This is a genomic window from Mycobacterium sp. NGS57 (assembly GCF_059812405.1).
The window spans coordinates 164,164-179,419 of sequence record NZ_JCALCP010000009.1; the positions used below are offsets into that span (position 1 = coordinate 164,164).

The following is a 15,256-nucleotide window of genomic DNA, read 5'->3' on the forward strand; positions in this document are numbered from 1 at the left end:
ACAAGTCAGGCGCCAGGGGATTCCCCTGCGCCGGGACTGGCAGTCATCGGGAGCTTCGGCTACTCCGCAAAATTCTGGTTTGTTTCGTAGACGGCCATGCCGAGGTGCAATTCCCGCGGTCTGCGGCCGGGCTGGTGCCGTCCGAACCGTCAGATCGCTATGACCTCGAGACCGGGCATCGCGGAGTAGTCATCGTCTTGGGTCACGATCGGAATGCTGTGGGCGATCGCCGTCGCCGCGATCCAACTGTCATTGATCGGCACTCGCTGATTGGCAGCGCGTAGCCGCGAGACCAGCAATGCCCACGCGTCGGAAACGCGCTCGTCGATATTAAGGGGTTCGAACCGTTGTGCCAGTTGATAAGTCGAGAGTCGGCGCGCAGCGGCCTCTGGGCCGGAGGCCTGCAACACCCCGAGTCGTAACTCGCCAAGCGTGATCGCAGAAACGCCCCACTCGTAGCCGGCGAACTGGCTGGCGTCGAATCGTGCCGCCTCAATCCCGATAAAGACCGACGTGTCGGCCAGGGCTCGGCGGACCGTTACCACGTCACGTCGTCCGTGGTCTGCGACAGGGCGTCCCGCAGTTCCTCGCCGAGCCCGGTGGTATCGGGTCCCAGCCGCACGAGCTCGTTGATCACTTCGGCGGCGGGCAACCATTGGCGGCGCCGGGCCAACGGAACGATCCTCGCGACGGGGCGGTTGTCCTTGAGCACTTCGATTTCCTCGCCGGCCGCGACGCGGCGCAACACCTCGGCGGTGCGGTTGCGAAGGTCCCGCGCAGGGATCGTAGCAGACATGCTACGAGCGTAGCAGAAGTTTCATTTTTGTCGCTGAGAGGCGGGCAGAAAGAGCAGTCCTTCCGGCGGGAGTCAGGTGTGGCGGATGTGACTGGCGCGCGCATCACGAGGCGCGCCAATCACATCCGACACAGTGGCCCGGTGCGGGAGCGGTCAACGGATTGTCCACCTACGCGCGACAACCGGCCACATCGGTCAATCGGCGCCGTCACCGCCGCGAGCGTGCGCCCGCCAGGTTCGGTATCCATGCCGCGCGGCGAACGCGCCGACAATGGCGCTCACGCACCACACCGCTATCGCCGCGTAGGCCAGCGGCGACGACGGATTCGCGATCGAGGCGCCCAGCGCGGTGTAGGCGAACGCGCGCGGAACCGAACCGATGGACGACCCAACAGCCATCTGCCACAACGGGACTCCGAATGCGCCGAAGGTGTAGGAGGCCAGCGCGTCGGATATGCCAGGGACAAAGCGCTGACCAACGACGGCCCACAGCCCGCGCCGTTCGATGAGCGCGTCGATGCGGTCGGCGCGCTGGGCCCCCAGCAGCGCTCGTGCGCTCTCCCGGCCTGCCCGGCGCCCGACGAGACTGGCGACGATCGCGGTACCCACCGCCGCGCCCAGCGTCACCACGATGCCAACCGCGGGACCGAACAGAACCCCGCTGCCCGCGGCCAGAATCGAGCCGGGTACGAACAGCGCTCCCAGCACGGCCGATACCACGACATAGGTCAGTGGCGCCGCGGGACCGGTCGCTGACACCATGCGCCGCACCACCTCGACATCGACCACATGCGTGACGGCGACCAGAACGTACAGCGCCAACAGGAATCCCGCGAACACGGCGAGCCGCGCGATGTGGCGTCGTCGGGACGTCGGTGCGGAACCGTCGGTGTCGGCCATGGTGACCGCGATTCGTCCCCGTTTCATCCGCTCGGCCACGCGGACCGACGGCTCAGCAGCGCCACCAACTCCATCGGATCGGGTTCCGTGTTGAGCAGGTTGACCAGCGCGTCGCGCTCGTGGGGGGCGACCGGTTCCACCCCGCCGAAAAATTGCATGGTGTCCCCAGCGGGCGCCACGCGCGTGCACACCAGCTGTCCTGGCTGCACCTGTTGGCTCGCGGTTCGGTCACGCACCTCGTGCGTGTCGCCGGTGCGCGCGTCGCGCACGGTGACGCCCTGCCCGCGCTCGACTTCCTCGACCTCGAACACCGACCGATCCGTGGACGCCCACCGCTCGGCCAGCTGGCGCTCGTCGTCAGGCAGCAGCGACCCGCGGACCTTCAGGAACTCCGCAAACGCGCCACCTTCGAACAGCACCGCGTCCAGCACCAGCGGATCGGCCAGCGCCTCGTCCAGCACGTCGGGATCGTCGGCGATGGCGTGACGGCAGCGCTCCCACGCGACGTCTTCCACCAACCCGTCCCACCCGTTCAGCAGCGCGTGCTGGCAGGCTTTCGCGTACAACCAGCCCGCCCGCGCAGCCAACGGTAGCTGCTCGCTGCCGAGGTGGCACTTCTTGTACTTGCGGCCAGATCCGCACCAGCACGGCTCATTTCGGCCGAGGTCGGTGCGCGGCGCCGCCCGATGTTGCTCCAACAACTCCACGAGCGGGCTATCCGGATCGGCCTCAGCGCGGCGCAGCAACGCCAACCCGTGCTCGGCGTCACCGCGGTCGGAGGCGAACCGCGCCAAGGCCACCAAGGTCAGCGGCCAGCCCGGATCCATCGACTCGGCCGCCAGCAGCTCGTGTTCGGCCGCCTCGATGTCGCCGATCCGCTCCAGCGCCACCGAACGCAGCCAGTGACACGCGACTCGCGCCGAACGCGGCACCTTCGGCTCGAGGATCTCGGCGAACAGGCCCAGCGCGGCCGCCCCGCGGGGGTCGATGTCGATGGTTTCGGCCAGCAGCAGCTCGGCCACCAGTGGGTCGGCGAGCGCGGCGCCCGCCGCGGCGACCAGGCCGGCGAACTCCTCGTCTTCGAGCTCCGGGGCGTCCCTGGTCCCTTCGGTCGAAACGTCCTCCAATCCGTCGTCCGCCTCGACGAGAGCCTCCGTAATCGCCGAGACCTGCTCGTACAGCTTGACCAGCGTGTAGAGCGGTACCGCCTCCTCGCGGTCGAGCTCGTGTCGCGCGGCCAGTGCGGTGCACCCCAGATCGAAATGCCAACTGGCGAAGTCGAATCCGGGGGATGCCAGGTGGATCCCGTCATACGCCAGATCGATCTCATCAATGATCTCGCCGATGGGCGGCAGCGATTCGGTGAACAACGCGGGGTCCGCGACGCAGGCGGTCCACACGACGCCGGCGACGTCCGTCGGCTCGTCGACAGTTGCCGCCGCCGCCAGCTGTTCGCCCGCAGCACCATCCGCGAGCGCCGTCACCCGTTCGACCGCCAGCCCCCGTTCGCTGATCCGCACCCCGACCAGGTCGCCCTCCGCCACGCCCAACGCGGCCAGCGTGCCGGGCGCCAGGAGCAGCGCCCCGACCGGGTCGGCCAGCTCGTCGGAAATTCCGCGCTGCTCGAGCAGATCGTCGTCGTAGTCCGGCATCGCCACCGTCGCCGGCGACCCGTCGGCGAACCGCGCATACCCGTGCTCACACAGCGGGGTGAGCGGGCTCAGGTCCGGGGTCACCTCCAGCATGTCGTGGGCCAGCTCGACCGCGCTGATCCGGTGCGTGAACACCCGCCCGGCCAGCACCGCCGGCAGCCATACCCAGCGCTCATCGGCCAATTGCGCTACTGGCCAGTTGATTTCGTCGATCTTGGCGTCGGGTCCGGCCGTGCCGCTGTCACGCAATCGTCGCGTGAAGTCGTCCGAGTTCAGCGGGCCGTGTTCGGTCAGGATTGCCGCAACGGTCTGTACCAGGTCAAACGCTTCCGCCACGAGGAACCACCCTATTCCTCGCCGTGCCCAGACGCGAGGACGCCGACCGACCGTGCCGAATCGGCATGAACGCTAGACTGTGATATGCGCGCCACAATCGATCTTCCTCAGGATCTCTACGCACAGGCGCTGGCGATTGCGCGAGACACCGGCCGCACGTTGAGCGAAACCGTCTCGGATCTCGTCCGACGCGGCCTCAGGACAGGTGGCAGCGCTGTGATCTCCAGAGATCCGGCCACCGGACTGCCTCTGGTAAGCGTCGGGACGGTCGTGACGTCGGAAGACGTGCGCTCGTTACAGGACGAGTGACGGCGGCGTTCCGACTAACCCTCAGAGCGCGCGCAACCGGGCCGCCAACCCGCTGGCCCGCACCGCACGCCGCCCGATCGCGGCCCGCGCGGATTCCTCTGACCCGACGATGCGCACCTTTTGCTTCGCGCGGGTCACCGCGGTATAGAACAACTCCCGCGTCAGCAACCGCGACTCCTCGCCCGGCAGCAGCACCGTCACCTCGTCGGCCTGGCTGCCCTGCGATTTGTGGATCGTCATCGCGTGCATGGTCTCGACGTCGCTGAGGCGGCTGGTCGCGAAATACAGCGGACCGGTCGCGGCGGCGATGACGACCCGCAAGCCGTCGGGGCCGGACACCGCCACACCGGTGTCGCCGTTGTAGATGCGCAGAGCGTAGTCGTTCGCGCTCACCAAGAGCGGGCGCCCGGCGTACCACTCCGACCACGGCGGCAGGCCGGTCTCCTCCGAAAGCCAGTTCTCCACTTGCCGATTCCAGCGCCGCACCCCGGACGGCCCCTGCCGGTGCGCGCACAGCAGCCGATGCTCATCCAGGGTCCCCAGGGCAACATCGGCGGCCCCCAACAAGCCCGCCTCACGCAACCGAAGCGCGTGCGGCAGCAGGATCGGCCGCAAGCGCTCCGACGAGTCGCCCTCGCCGAATTCGATGAACTCGATGTGCTCGTCGCCCGACCGCAGCAACGCCAGCGCAGCGTCCGCGTCCCCGGTCCGGATCGCGTCGGCGAGAAACCCGATGGACTGGCCGAACCGGTGCGACGTCCGCAACGCCGCCACCCGCACGTCGTCGCGGCCGGACAACCCGTCCACCAGGTCGGCGAGCACCGCGCCGGCCTCCACCGACGCCAGCTGGTCGGGGTCGCCGACCAGAATCAGCCGGGCGTCCGGGCGCACCGCTTCCAGCAGCCGCGCCATCAGGGTCAGCGACACCATCGAGGTCTCGTCGACCACAATCACGTCGTGCGGCAACCGGTTTCCGCGATCGTGGCGGAACCGCGACGACGAGTCCGGCCGCCGGCCCAGCAGCCGATGCAGCGTCATCGCCTCCAGCCCGTCCAGCCGCGCGCGGTCGGGCGCATCCAGCCGGGCCAATTGCAGCTGCACCGCCTCGGCCAGCCGGGCGGCCGCCTTGCCCGTCGGGGCCGCCAGCGCGATCCGCGGCCGTGCCGAGCCGGTGAGCTCCGCCTGCTCGGCCACCTCCGCGAGCAGTCGCGCGACCGTGGTCGTCTTGCCGGTGCCGGGTCCACCGGTGAGCACCGTGACCGCCTGCGACAGCGCGATTTCCGCCGCTTCCCGTTGCTCGTGGTAGTCGGACGGGAAGAGTCGTTCGGAGGCGCGCACTTCGGCGCGCGGCGTGCACGCCAGCAGCGCGATCAGGTCGTCACACACCTGCTTTTCTTCGCGCCAATACCGGTCGAGGTAGAGCAGCCGACCGTCATAGAGATGCAGCACCGGCGGTTCGCCCAGCAGCGGGCTGGCGCGCACCGCGGCCAGCCATTCGGCCGGATCCGGCCACGGCGCGTCGTCTAACCCCACGGTCCCCGCGATTGCCGCCAGTTCGACGCACACCGATCCGCCCCGCAGCGCGCGCACCACCAGCGCCGCGGCCAGCGCCACCCGCTCGTCGTCCTCCACGGCCAGCGCGCAGAGCCGTTGCGCCACATGCACATCCGCAAAGTCGAGCACCCCGGCCTCGCTGAAGGCGCGCAGCAGGCCTTCGGCGCCGACCGCGATCTCGACATCGGCCGTCACGCGGCGCGCCTCCCCTCGTCCAACAAATCCGACAGGGCCGCCACCAGCCCGGCCGGCGGCCGCCAGCTGAACACCCCGCACGGATGCCCGTCGACCACCGGCGTGCCGGCGCCACACATGCCCCGCACGAACAGATACAGCACCCCGCCGATATGCCGCGCCGCGTCGTAGCCGGGCTGCCGCCAGCGCAGAAACCGATGCAGCACAACGGTATACAACAGCGCCTGCAGTGGATAGTCCGAGTGCAGCATCGCCTCGGCCAACCGGTCCGGGCTGTAATCGGCGGCGGTGTCGCCGAGGTGGTTGGTCTTGTAATCCACCACCAGGTAGCGCTGCTCGGGCAGCCGGAGCACCGCGTCGATCGAACCGGCCAGGTAGCCGCGCAGCGATTGACCGCCCAGCTCGGCCGACGTCAAGCGTTGGGCGTACGGCGCGAGCGGATCATCGGGGGGCAGGTGGATGCGCAGCAGCCCGCCCACATCGGACAACGGCACGTCGGGCGCGGTGACACGCACGTCGCCGCCGGCCAGCGGGATTTCGAAGTCCAGCTCCCGCAGGCGATCCCGCAAGCCGATCTGGCGCAACGTCAAGCTGTCGGCCAACGGTCCCAACGCTGTGTCGTTCATCGGCACCAGGGCGGCGGCAAGTGCGACCGGGTCGGCGTCGACCGGCCACCAGGGCAAGTGCCGCCGAACCTGTGCTTCCAGTTCGTCAACAAGGTCGGGCGCGGCGGGGTCGGCGGTCTCGAGCACCGCGTGCACCAGTGACCCGAATGCCGCACCGGCGGGCATCCCGGTCAGCGGCGACTCGATGTCCTGGCCGACTCCGGGCGCGGTGACCACGACGCCCTCCGCCTCGTCGTCGCGCACCCCGACCTCGGGCTCGCTGCCCGCGCCGATCGAAGTGGTGGAATCACTACCGCGAACCAGCGCCGAATACGAGGTACGTCGCCACCCGGTGTCGATCGTGCGATGGAAATGCCGCACCTCCAATGGGGGGACGGGCGGCGCGGCGGGCCTGGCCGCCGGCGCCACGACCGCGGACTCCTCCACCGACGGCCCGCCGGCACCCTGCCACCGCGCGAACAACGCCGCGGCGTCCTCGTCGGTGATTGCCGCGTCGCACCTGTCCGGCACTACCGCCTCGCCTCCGCCACGGCCCCGCAACAGCCGCGAGAGCCCGCCGTTGCGCTCGTCCGCCGAAGGCGCCCACCACGCCACCACCTGCGACTGGGCCCGGGTCAGAGCGACATAGGTCACCCGGATGTTGTTGCGCGCCTCCTCCATTCGGTAGAGCTCCTCGACGCGGGGACGATCGGGGCTGTCCGCGCCGCCGACGTGCAGACAGCGGACGTCGTCCTCGTCGTGATAGAGCCGGATGTCGCCCTTGCGGATGTTGCGGTTGAAGGCGAACGGCAGATACACGATGGGGAACTGCAAACCCTTGGCCACGAATACGGTCATGATCTGCACCGCGGCGGCGTCGCTGTCCAGCCGGCGGTTGCGCTCGGACTCGCCGGTGCGGTCGGTGCATTGGCGACGCAGCCAATCCCGCAGCGCCGGAAGGCCATAGCGCTCCCGATGCGCGGTCTCGTGCAGCAGTTGCGCGATGTGCGCCAGGTCGGTCAGGTGCCGCTCGCCGCCCCATTGCCCCAGCACGCGACGGCCCATGCCGCGCAGCTGCGCGGCCTCGAAGACCGCGGCGATCCCGCGCTGGCGCGCCCGGGCGGCCCAGTCCCGCATCGTGGTGGACACCCGGTCGGTCAGCGCATCGCCCTCGGCGGCAAGGGTTTCCGCGGACTCGCCGAAGAACATCGTGCACGCCGCGGCGCGGACCAGCCCGCTGCGGTGCGGTGCGTCGAACGCCTCCAGCAGGCACAGCCAGTCCTTGGCGGCCTGCGACTCGAAGACGTCGGTGTCGCCGGTGTAGATCGCCGGGATGCCGGCCGCGGCGAGTGCGTCCCGACAGGCCCGCGCGTCGCGGTGCTGCTCGACGATCACCGCGATATCACCGGCCGCGACGGGCCTGCCGTCGTAGGTGGCGCCGGAGGCCAGCAACGCGCCGATGTCGCCGGCCAGATCGGCGGGAATGTGCCCGCGCAGCGCGCCGATCGGGATGTTGTCGGTCTCGTCGTAGCCGAGCGCGGCCCGTTTGACGACACGCAGCCGGAATGGCGCGTTGCGGGGCGCACCGGCCAGCCGGTGTCCGCCGTGCTGGGCGCGGATTTCGTGCACGACGATGTCGGGGTGGCCCAGCGCCGCACCACGCAGCACGGCCTGCAGGCTGTCCACCAGCGCGCGATCGCTGCGCCAGTTGACGTCCAGTGTGTAGCGGGCTCCGGCGGTGCGGGCCGCTTTGAGATACGTGTGGATGTCGCCGCCGCGGAATCCGTAGATGGCCTGCTTCGGATCGCCGATCAGGATCAGCGTGGAGTGGCCGGCGAACGCGCACTCGAGCACCCGCCATTGGATCGGGTCGGTGTCCTGAAATTCGTCGACCAGCACGATCCGCCACCGTCCGCGCATCCGGTTGCGGGCCGGTGAGTCCTCTGCCTCAAGGGCTTTCGCGAGGCCCGTCAACAGGTCGTTGAAGCCGGCGACGGCCCGGCGGCGCTTGCGATGTTCGAACTCGGTGAGCACGTCGTTGGCGAAGCGCACCCGCGCGGCGGCCGTGCTGTCCGGCTCGGGATCGAGCGGGCGCAGCTGGGCACACGGGTCGTCGACGATGTCGCGCGCCAGGGTCAGCGCCTGCTGATAGGCCAGTGGCGGCTCGCTTTCGCTACCACCGAACCGGGCCAGGTAGAGGTCGTCGACGATTTCGGTGACCAGGTCATCCAGGCTTTCGACAAGCGTGACGCCCTCGGCCGTATCACCGGCCACGCCAAGAGATTTCAGCACCCGGGCGCAGAACTCGTGCGTGGTGGCGATGGTGGCGGCGTCGAAGTTCGCCAGCGCGTCGCGCAGCCGTGTCCGTCGTAGGGTGCGCTCGGCGTCGCTGCCCTGCGTCAGGTGCTCGACGAGGTCGTTGGCCGCCTCCGCCCGGCCCTCCAAGGCGGCGAGGGCCTGAGAGATCTGATCGCGTACGCGTTCGCGCAGCTCCCGGCTGGCGGCACGGTTGAACGTGATCAGCAGCATCTCCTCGAGCGCCGCATCGGTCTCGGCGAGATAGCGGGTGACCAGCCCCGCCAACGCGAAGGTCTTGCCGGTGCCCGCGCTGGCCTCCAGCACGGTGGTGGAGCCCGCCGCCGGCAGCGGGCCCAGCAGATTGAACGGATCCATCAGCCGGGCCTCCTTTCGGACCCCAGCAGCGGCAGCCACAGGCGCGCGGCCAGCGCCCCGAGCCGGGTGTCCTCGCCCGGCATCGCCAGATCCGGTTCGGGCGGCCCGAGCAATACGTCGAACGGGGCCTTGAATCCCCACACCCGCACGTGCGCCGGCTCGCTGTCCTCGCCGTCGTGGAAGTTGTTGGACTCCCATTTGCCGACGGCGTATTTCACCGGATCCCGTCCGCGTGCGCGGCGCTCGGCCCACGCGTAGGACGTCTTGAGTGGCAACGGCAATGGCTCCCGGCGTCCCGCGTCGAAAATCCCGACCAGATCCCGTAATACGGTCACGGGATCGGATGGTGCGTCCAGTGCACACACCTCGATCGTGTCTTTGCTGCCGCGCCCGACGCAGATCGCGGTCCAGGCACCGCCCGGGTGTCCGGCGGCAAGGGCTACCAGCGAGATCCACGCCTGGAGTTTGTGTTTGGCGGCCAGCCGGGAGTAGCTCACCGCGACGATGCGGCTCTCGAACACCCGATTGACGGTGCCGGTGACGCGCCGTCGGGCGCCCAGATCGACGGCGACGTCGTATGCCCGCGCCTGCACCCGCTGATGGCTTCGGGCGGCGTCGGCCAGTCGAGCGGCCGTCTGGCTGATCGCTTCGGCCTTGCGCCAACCCAGGCGCTGGGGCGGCAGCGTGCCGCGGCGCCACTCGGCGTTCATCGCCACCTTGCGGTCCATGCCCCGCAACATGTCGTGCAGCATCCGGTCGCCGACGACCCAGGATTCCAGCGGGTCGATGTCGACCGGCATTTCGTCCTCGACCCCGTCGACATCCCACGGCAGCGTGCAGTCCAGCGCGCGGAAGAAACCCTTGACCGGATCCTTGTAAAAGTCGAGCAGATCGGCCAGTGGCACGTCGTCGAGAGGTGCGGCCGGCAGTGCGGCGGTGATGAAAGCCGTCGGCGCGCGCCGCTTTCCAGTAGCCGCCTGCGCCGCCGCCAACGCCGCCGGGTCGAACGTGAAGGTCTGCCCGGGCACCAGTTCACCGACGGTGACGTTCTTGCTGTCGAACGGCTGCAAGGGGTGTTGGATCAGGACGTGCTCGCGGACCGGGGTCTCGGTCGTCCGGTCCAGCGTGTCGAGCACCTCGGCGAGGGGAACCGCGGGCGGGCGCGGGTGACCGGTGTGCTCGTCGTTGCCGGTGTAGGTGATCACCAGCGTCTCGCCCGCCGCGCACACCGCGTCGAGCAGCAATTGCCGGTCCTCGGAACGGATGTCGCGCTCTCCGGTCATCGGCTCGCGGGCCAGCGCGTCGTCGCCGTCGGGGACATCCAGTCGCGGAAAGACGCCGTCGTCGAGTCCGACCAGGCAAACCACCCGGTGCGGCACCGAGCGCATGGGGACCATGGTGCACGCGGTCAGGGTGCCGGTGCGGAAGTTGGCCCGGGTGGGCCGGCCCGCCAACCGCGTGGACAGCAGCGCGCGCACGTCGGGCAGCCGCAGCGGCGCCGACGCCCGGGCGCGGGCCTGCGCGGCGACCTCGGCGAATTCGCGTTGCAACTGCGCGCTTTCCCAGGCGTCGTCCGAGCGGGTGAGCGCGTCGATGCCCACGGTCAGCGCGTCCAGCCAGTCGGCCAATGATTGTGTGCCGCTGAGGGTTTCGATGGCGCGTTGGAGACGATCGATAAACTCGGCGAGCCGCCCGGCCAGCTCCACCCGATTGCTGCCGACATCGTCGAGGGGGAGTGCCGTGCCCAACCAGGCCTGCGAGTCGTCGGACATCGCCACCCCGGTCAGGATGCGGTCGAGGCCGAACCGCCAGGTGTTGTGCACGATCTTGTCCAGGCCGTAGGGCCGGCGATAGTCGGGGTCGAAGCCCCAACGGATGTTTGCCGAGCGGACCCATTCGGTGATGGCGTCGAGGTCGTCGTCGGTGATCCCGAACCGGGCCCGCACCGGATCGGCCTGGGCAAGGTTCAACAGCTGGCTGGCGGTGGCCCGGCTGTCCGCGATGGCAAGCAGTTCGGCCGCCACACCCAGCAGTCGATTCGTCTGCGTCAGCGAGCGGTCGGCGAGCCGCACCCGCAGTTGGTGCGCGGGATGGCTCCCAAACCCTGAGCCCGTGACCTGGCCGAGTCCGAAGCCGGCGATGATGAGCGGCGCGTACTTCTCGATATCGGTGCACATCACCACGATGTCGCGGGGCTGCAGCGTCGGATCGTCCGCCAACAGGCCCAGCAACACCTCACGCAGCACGTCGATCTGCCGCGTGGGGCCGTGGCAGCTGTGCACCTGCACCGAGCGGTCCGCCGCGGCCAGCGTCCGACTGGCGGGCCGAAGAGCGTTGGCGGCGATGTCGGCCTGCAGCCAGCCCAGCAGCGTGTCGGGTCTCGGTGTGCCGCCGATGAATTCGTCGCTCGCCGCGTCGGAGGGCAGTGCGCGCTGCAGTTCGCGCAGATCGCGGCCCAGCGTCTCGAGCAGCGGATGGGAGGCGGCGGTCCGGCTGGTGTCGGCGCGCCGCGGTACCGCGCCGTGGGTGCCGGCCAGCGCCCACCACAGCTCGTCGCTGGGGTGTGGCAGCCACAGGTGCAGCTCGTGATGGGTGGCCAGCGCGTCGAGCAACTCGACGTCGGTGCACGCCAGGCGGGTGTGCCCGAACAGCGACAGCCGCTGCGGCAGGTCGGTGGGGCCTTCGCGCAGGCGCGCGACGGCGTTCTGGTGGCGGACGTGCGGGGGATCGGCCTCGACGCGCTCGACCAGCGCCCGCCAGAGGTCCGGCTGCCAGCGCAGGTCCTCGTCGAGGCCGGCCGCGTTGCCGTCCAGCCAGTCGACGAGCAGCTGCGGACGCTGCCGGGCGTAGGAGGCGAACAGCCCGGCCAGCCGCCGCGCCACGGCGTAACGGCGGCCCCTGCGCGCCTCGGCCTCGGCGGCGTCAGTGTCGAAGTGGCCCAAGTGCTTTGCCAGGGTTGCGCACCATGGCTCGTCGAGGCTCGCGTCGATCACCTCGAGCAGCGGCCACGCGAGGGCATCGGGCGACCAGGGATCGTCCTCGACGATGCCGGTGAGCTCCGCGACCAGCGACGCCGGGCTGCGGAACACCACCCCCGCGCACACCCCGTCGCCGGCGCCGGGCCTGCACCCCAGGACGTGCGAAAGCCGCTGGCTCAGCCAGCGCTCGACGCCGCGCGCCGGCACCAGCACGAGCTCCTCGGCGAACGGGTCGGGCAGCGGGTTGGCCAGCAGGGCGCCGAGACCATCGGCGAGTAGGTCGGTGCGTTCGGCACGGTGGAGATGGAGGCCCATTGCGCTGCCACCATAGAACGCCGCACCGACAGCCGGGGAGGGTTCGGTGCCGACATGCCGTTCGGCGGTGGTGGCAGCATGGGCGGGGACGAGAGGGAGAACCACATGGAAGCTTGGGACGCGATCCGTGCGCGGCGCAACGTGCGGCAGTACAAGTCGGAGCAGGTCTCGGCGCAGGACTTGGACCGGATCGCCGAGGCGGGCTGGCGGGCGCCGTCGGCGAAGAACCGGCAGCCGTGGGACTTTGTGATCGTCACCGACCGGGACCAGCTGCAGGAGTTGTCGACGGTCTGGCAAGGCGCGGGCCACATCGCTGCCGCGCCGGCCGCGATCGCGCTGGTGGTCCCGGTACCGCCGAGCGAGCGCCGGCTGGTCACCGACACCTACGACATCGGTCAGGCCACGATGGCGATGATGATCGCGGCCACCGACCTGGGTATCGGGACGGGTCATTCGTCGGTGGGCGACCAGGACAAGGCACGCGCCATCCTCGGCGTGCCCGACGACCACCAGGTGGCTTTCCTGCTCGGCATCGGCTATCCCGCCGACCGGCCGCTTGCCCCGATCCGCCGGCCGAATCGCCGACCGTTTTCCGAGGTCGTTCATCACGGGCGGTGGTGAGGCGATGCCCGAGCACCGGGGCGACTACGGATACGACGGGTCCTTCCACACCGTCTCGGCCGGAACCCAATTGGCAACCGTGGGAGCCGGATCCGCGGCCCTGCTCGGCGCGGCGGGCCTTTGCGCCGCGCGTGGCAGGCGGCTGGCGGCGGCGCTCGCGGGGGTGTCGGCGCTGCAGATCATCGGGACGGCGGCCTGGTACATCTACGCGACGCGCTCGGGCAAGTTCGTGGTGTGGGCCCGGGTGCTCGACGGGCTGCGGCTGCGTGGCGACGAAACGGTGCTCGACCTCGGGTGCGGGCGCGGCGCCGTGCTGCTCGCCGCGGCCAAGCGGCTGCCGCGGGGCCGCGCGATCGGTGTCGACCTGTGGCAGGCCGACCAGACCGAGAACTCGCAGGATGCAACGCTGGCAAACGCCTCGGTGGAAGACGTCGCCGAACGCGTCGAGGTCCGCACCGCCGACATGACCGCCCTGCCGTTGGCCGACGAAAGCGTGGACGTCGTCGTCAGCAGTTTGGCGATCCACAACATTCCGACCCGCGCCGGCCGGCGACAGGCGCTGGACGAAGCCGTTCGGGTGTTGCGGCCGGGTGGCCGGGTGGCCATCGCCGATCTGTGGGAGACCCGTCAGCACGCCGAGCATCTGCGGGAACTGGGCTGGCGAAATGTCAAGCGCCGCAACCTCGGATGGCGCATGTGGTACGGCGGCCCCTGGTTTTCCACGCGGTTGGTCACCGCGACGAAGCCGGAGTGATGGTCCGGTCTCTGCGAGGCGTCGGCCGTCGCCAAACCTCATCCCGGCGTGCATGCTGGGACCCATGACGAGAAACGAACTCACCGAACAGATCGTCGTCGCGCGGCTGGCGAGGGGGCTGACGTGGCAGGAGTTGGCCGATGCGGTCGGCAGGCCGGTGCTGTGGACGACATCGGCGTTGCTGGGCCAGCATCCGATACCCGCCGAGCTCGGCAAGGTCCTGATCGGGATGCTCGGCCTCGACGAATCCGCGGTGCCCGTGCTGGCGGCGCCGCCGATGCGCGGCGGCCTGCCCAGGGCCGTGCCGACCGACCCGACCATCTACCGCTTCTACGAAGTCCTTCAGGTCTACGGGGGCGCCATCAAGGAAGTGATCCACGAGCAGTTCGGGGACGGCATCATGAGCGCGATCAATTTCAGCGTCGACCTGCAAAAGATGCCGCACCCGTCCGGCGACCGGGTCGTGGTGACCTTCGACGGGAAATTCCTTCCCTACGAATGGGTTTCGGCGGATAAGTAGATGGCCGCCAAGGGAGGCCAGCCGAAACTCGTGGATCTTGTGCTCTCCGGCGGCGGCGTCAAATTCATCGGCCTGGTGGGCGCGATCGTCGCGCTGATGGATGCCGGATATTCGATCAAGCGGGTGTCGGGTGTTTCGGCGGGCTCGGTGGTCGCGGCTGTCCTGGCGGCCGCGTCGAACGATGGCCAGCTGACCGGCGAGGAAGTCAAGGAACTGGCTTTTTCGGTGCCGCTGCGCAAGTGGCGCGACGCCGGACCCGTTCCTTTTGTCGGTGCCGCGTGGGGGCTACTACGGGAAACGAGCATGTATCGGGGCGACGTCGCACATGAGTGGATTCGGAGTGAGTTGAAGAATCTCGGTGTCACCACCTTCGGCGATTTGGTCCTCGATGACGAGCACCTGCCGGGGGGACGGCACTACAAGCTGGTGGTCACCGTCGCTGACGTAACCGCGGCACAGCTGGTGCGATTCCCATGGGACTACTCACGGCTGTATGGTCTCGACCCCGACGAGCAGCCCGTCGCCGACGCCGTGCGGGCTTCGATGGCGATTCCGTTCTTCTACCGCCCGGTCAAGCTCACCGGCGCCGGCGGGGCAACATCTACCCTCGTTGACGGCGGTGTCCTGTCGAACTTTCCGATCGATACCTTCGATCGGCCTGACCGCAAACCGCCGCGCTGGCCCACGTTTGGGATCACGGTGTTACCGCGGCCCACCGAGGGGATCGGTGCGGTGATGCCCGCGCTGAAACCACTGCGTCTCTTCGAACAGACGGCGTTGCTGGAAAGCCTCCTCACCACCATGTTGGCGGGTCACGACGAGACCCACCTCAGCCAGCCGTGGGTCGCCGCTCGCGCAATCGCAGTCGAATCGACCGATGTCGGCGTCCTCGACTTCGATATCCCCAGAGGCCGCCTCGAAAGGCTCTACGAGAACGGTTACGCGGCGGCGCAGGCGTTTCTTTCCACGTGGGATTGGCGGGAATACCTCGGCCAGTTCCGGTGAACCGTCACGCCGGCAAACGGGTGAAGTGACGGCACCCTGTGCG

At 69.5% G+C, this 15,256-nt stretch carries 11 protein-coding genes and 1 pseudogene; 5 read left to right on the forward strand and 7 right to left on the reverse strand.

The annotated features are described in order from the left end of the window. Window positions 1-149 precede the first annotated feature (149 nt). From AC5Y43_RS18425 to AC5Y43_RS18440, 4 genes and pseudogenes are all read right to left on the reverse strand, one after another. A complete protein-coding gene (locus tag AC5Y43_RS18425; RefSeq protein WP_499974781.1) occupies window positions 150-545 on the reverse strand; it encodes a type II toxin-antitoxin system VapC family toxin in 396 nt (131 codons plus the stop codon). Next, window positions 539-796: a type II toxin-antitoxin system Phd/YefM family antitoxin gene (locus tag AC5Y43_RS18430; protein WP_499974783.1), complete on the reverse strand. Its 258-nt coding sequence runs from the start codon at window positions 794-796 to the stop codon at window positions 539-541. The genes AC5Y43_RS18425 and AC5Y43_RS18430 overlap by 7 nt, the downstream gene beginning before the upstream one ends. Window positions 797-991: 195 nt before the next feature. Continuing rightward, window positions 992-1,696: a TVP38/TMEM64 family protein gene (locus AC5Y43_RS18435; protein WP_499974996.1), complete on the reverse strand. Its 705-nt coding sequence runs from the start codon at window positions 1,694-1,696 to the stop codon at window positions 992-994. A 29-nt stretch (window positions 1,697-1,725) separates the two neighbouring features. After that, window positions 1,726-3,684 (reverse strand): annotated as a pseudogene (locus AC5Y43_RS18440) (SEC-C metal-binding domain-containing protein); the annotation flags it as partial. 84 nt (window positions 3,685-3,768) lie between these two features. Between AC5Y43_RS18440 and AC5Y43_RS18445 the strand changes: the two are divergent. Continuing rightward, a complete protein-coding gene (locus AC5Y43_RS18445; RefSeq protein ID WP_499974784.1) occupies window positions 3,769-3,993 on the forward strand; it encodes an antitoxin in 225 nt (74 codons plus the stop codon). A 21-nt stretch (window positions 3,994-4,014) separates the two neighbouring features. Here the strand turns inward: AC5Y43_RS18445 and recD are convergent, their stop codons facing one another. The 3 genes from recD to recC are packed head-to-tail and all read right to left on the reverse strand — an operon-like array spanning window position 4,015 to window position 12,313. Further along, a complete protein-coding gene (gene recD / locus AC5Y43_RS18450) occupies window positions 4,015-5,742 on the reverse strand; it encodes an exodeoxyribonuclease V subunit alpha (RefSeq protein WP_499974785.1) in 1,728 nt (575 codons plus the stop codon). Then, on the reverse strand, window positions 5,739-9,020 hold the full coding sequence (gene recB / locus AC5Y43_RS18455; RefSeq protein WP_499974787.1) for an exodeoxyribonuclease V subunit beta: 3,282 nt from the start codon (window positions 9,018-9,020) through the stop codon (window positions 5,739-5,741). Before recB ends, recD begins: the two co-directional genes overlap by 4 nt. Further along, a complete protein-coding gene (gene recC, locus AC5Y43_RS18460; protein ID WP_499974788.1) occupies window positions 9,020-12,313 on the reverse strand; it encodes an exodeoxyribonuclease V subunit gamma in 3,294 nt (1,097 codons plus the stop codon). Before recC ends, recB begins: the two co-directional genes overlap by 1 nt. Before the next feature lie 105 nt (window positions 12,314-12,418). Between recC and AC5Y43_RS18465 the strand changes: the two genes are divergently transcribed. The 4 genes from AC5Y43_RS18465 to AC5Y43_RS18480 all read left to right on the forward strand — a co-directional run bounded on the left by AC5Y43_RS18465 (window position 12,419) and on the right by AC5Y43_RS18480 (window position 15,213). Then, window positions 12,419-12,934, forward strand: coding sequence for a nitroreductase family protein (locus AC5Y43_RS18465; protein ID WP_499974997.1), 516 nt, complete (start codon window positions 12,419-12,421; stop codon window positions 12,932-12,934). Between the two features lie 4 nt (window positions 12,935-12,938). Further along, window positions 12,939-13,688, forward strand: a complete 750-nt coding sequence (locus tag AC5Y43_RS18470; RefSeq protein ID WP_499974790.1) for a class I SAM-dependent methyltransferase — start codon at window positions 12,939-12,941, stop codon at window positions 13,686-13,688. A 64-nt stretch (window positions 13,689-13,752) separates the two neighbouring features. After that, window positions 13,753-14,208: a cyanase gene (cynS, locus tag AC5Y43_RS18475; RefSeq protein ID WP_499974791.1), complete on the forward strand. Its 456-nt coding sequence runs from the start codon at window positions 13,753-13,755 to the stop codon at window positions 14,206-14,208. Beyond that, on the forward strand, window positions 14,209-15,213 hold the full coding sequence (locus tag AC5Y43_RS18480) for a patatin-like phospholipase family protein (protein WP_499974792.1): 1,005 nt from the start codon (window positions 14,209-14,211) through the stop codon (window positions 15,211-15,213). The last annotated feature ends 43 nt before the right edge of the window (window positions 15,214-15,256 follow it).

Bases quoted from the DNA above. Each gene is read 5' to 3' on its own strand.
- AC5Y43_RS18480 (WP_499974792.1), top strand. From the start codon at position 14,209: ATGGCCGCCAAGGGAGGCCAGCCGAAACTCGTGGATCTTGTGCTCTCC.
- cynS (WP_499974791.1), top strand. From the start codon at position 13,753: ATGACGAGAAACGAACTCACCGAACAGATCGTCGTCGCGCGGCTGGCG.
- recB (WP_499974787.1), bottom strand. From the start codon at position 9,020: ATGGATCCGTTCAATCTGCTGGGCCCGCTGCCGGCGGCGGGCTCCACC.
- recC (WP_499974788.1), bottom strand. From the start codon at position 12,313: ATGGGCCTCCATCTCCACCGTGCCGAACGCACCGACCTACTCGCCGAT.
- AC5Y43_RS18430 (WP_499974783.1), bottom strand. From the start codon at position 796: ATGTCTGCTACGATCCCTGCGCGGGACCTTCGCAACCGCACCGCCGAG.
- AC5Y43_RS18470 (WP_499974790.1), top strand. From the start codon at position 12,939: ATGCCCGAGCACCGGGGCGACTACGGATACGACGGGTCCTTCCACACC.
- AC5Y43_RS18465 (WP_499974997.1), top strand. From the start codon at position 12,419: ATGGAAGCTTGGGACGCGATCCGTGCGCGGCGCAACGTGCGGCAGTAC.
- AC5Y43_RS18445 (WP_499974784.1), top strand. From the start codon at position 3,769: ATGCGCGCCACAATCGATCTTCCTCAGGATCTCTACGCACAGGCGCTG.
- AC5Y43_RS18435 (WP_499974996.1), bottom strand. From the start codon at position 1,696: ATGGCCGACACCGACGGTTCCGCACCGACGTCCCGACGACGCCACATC.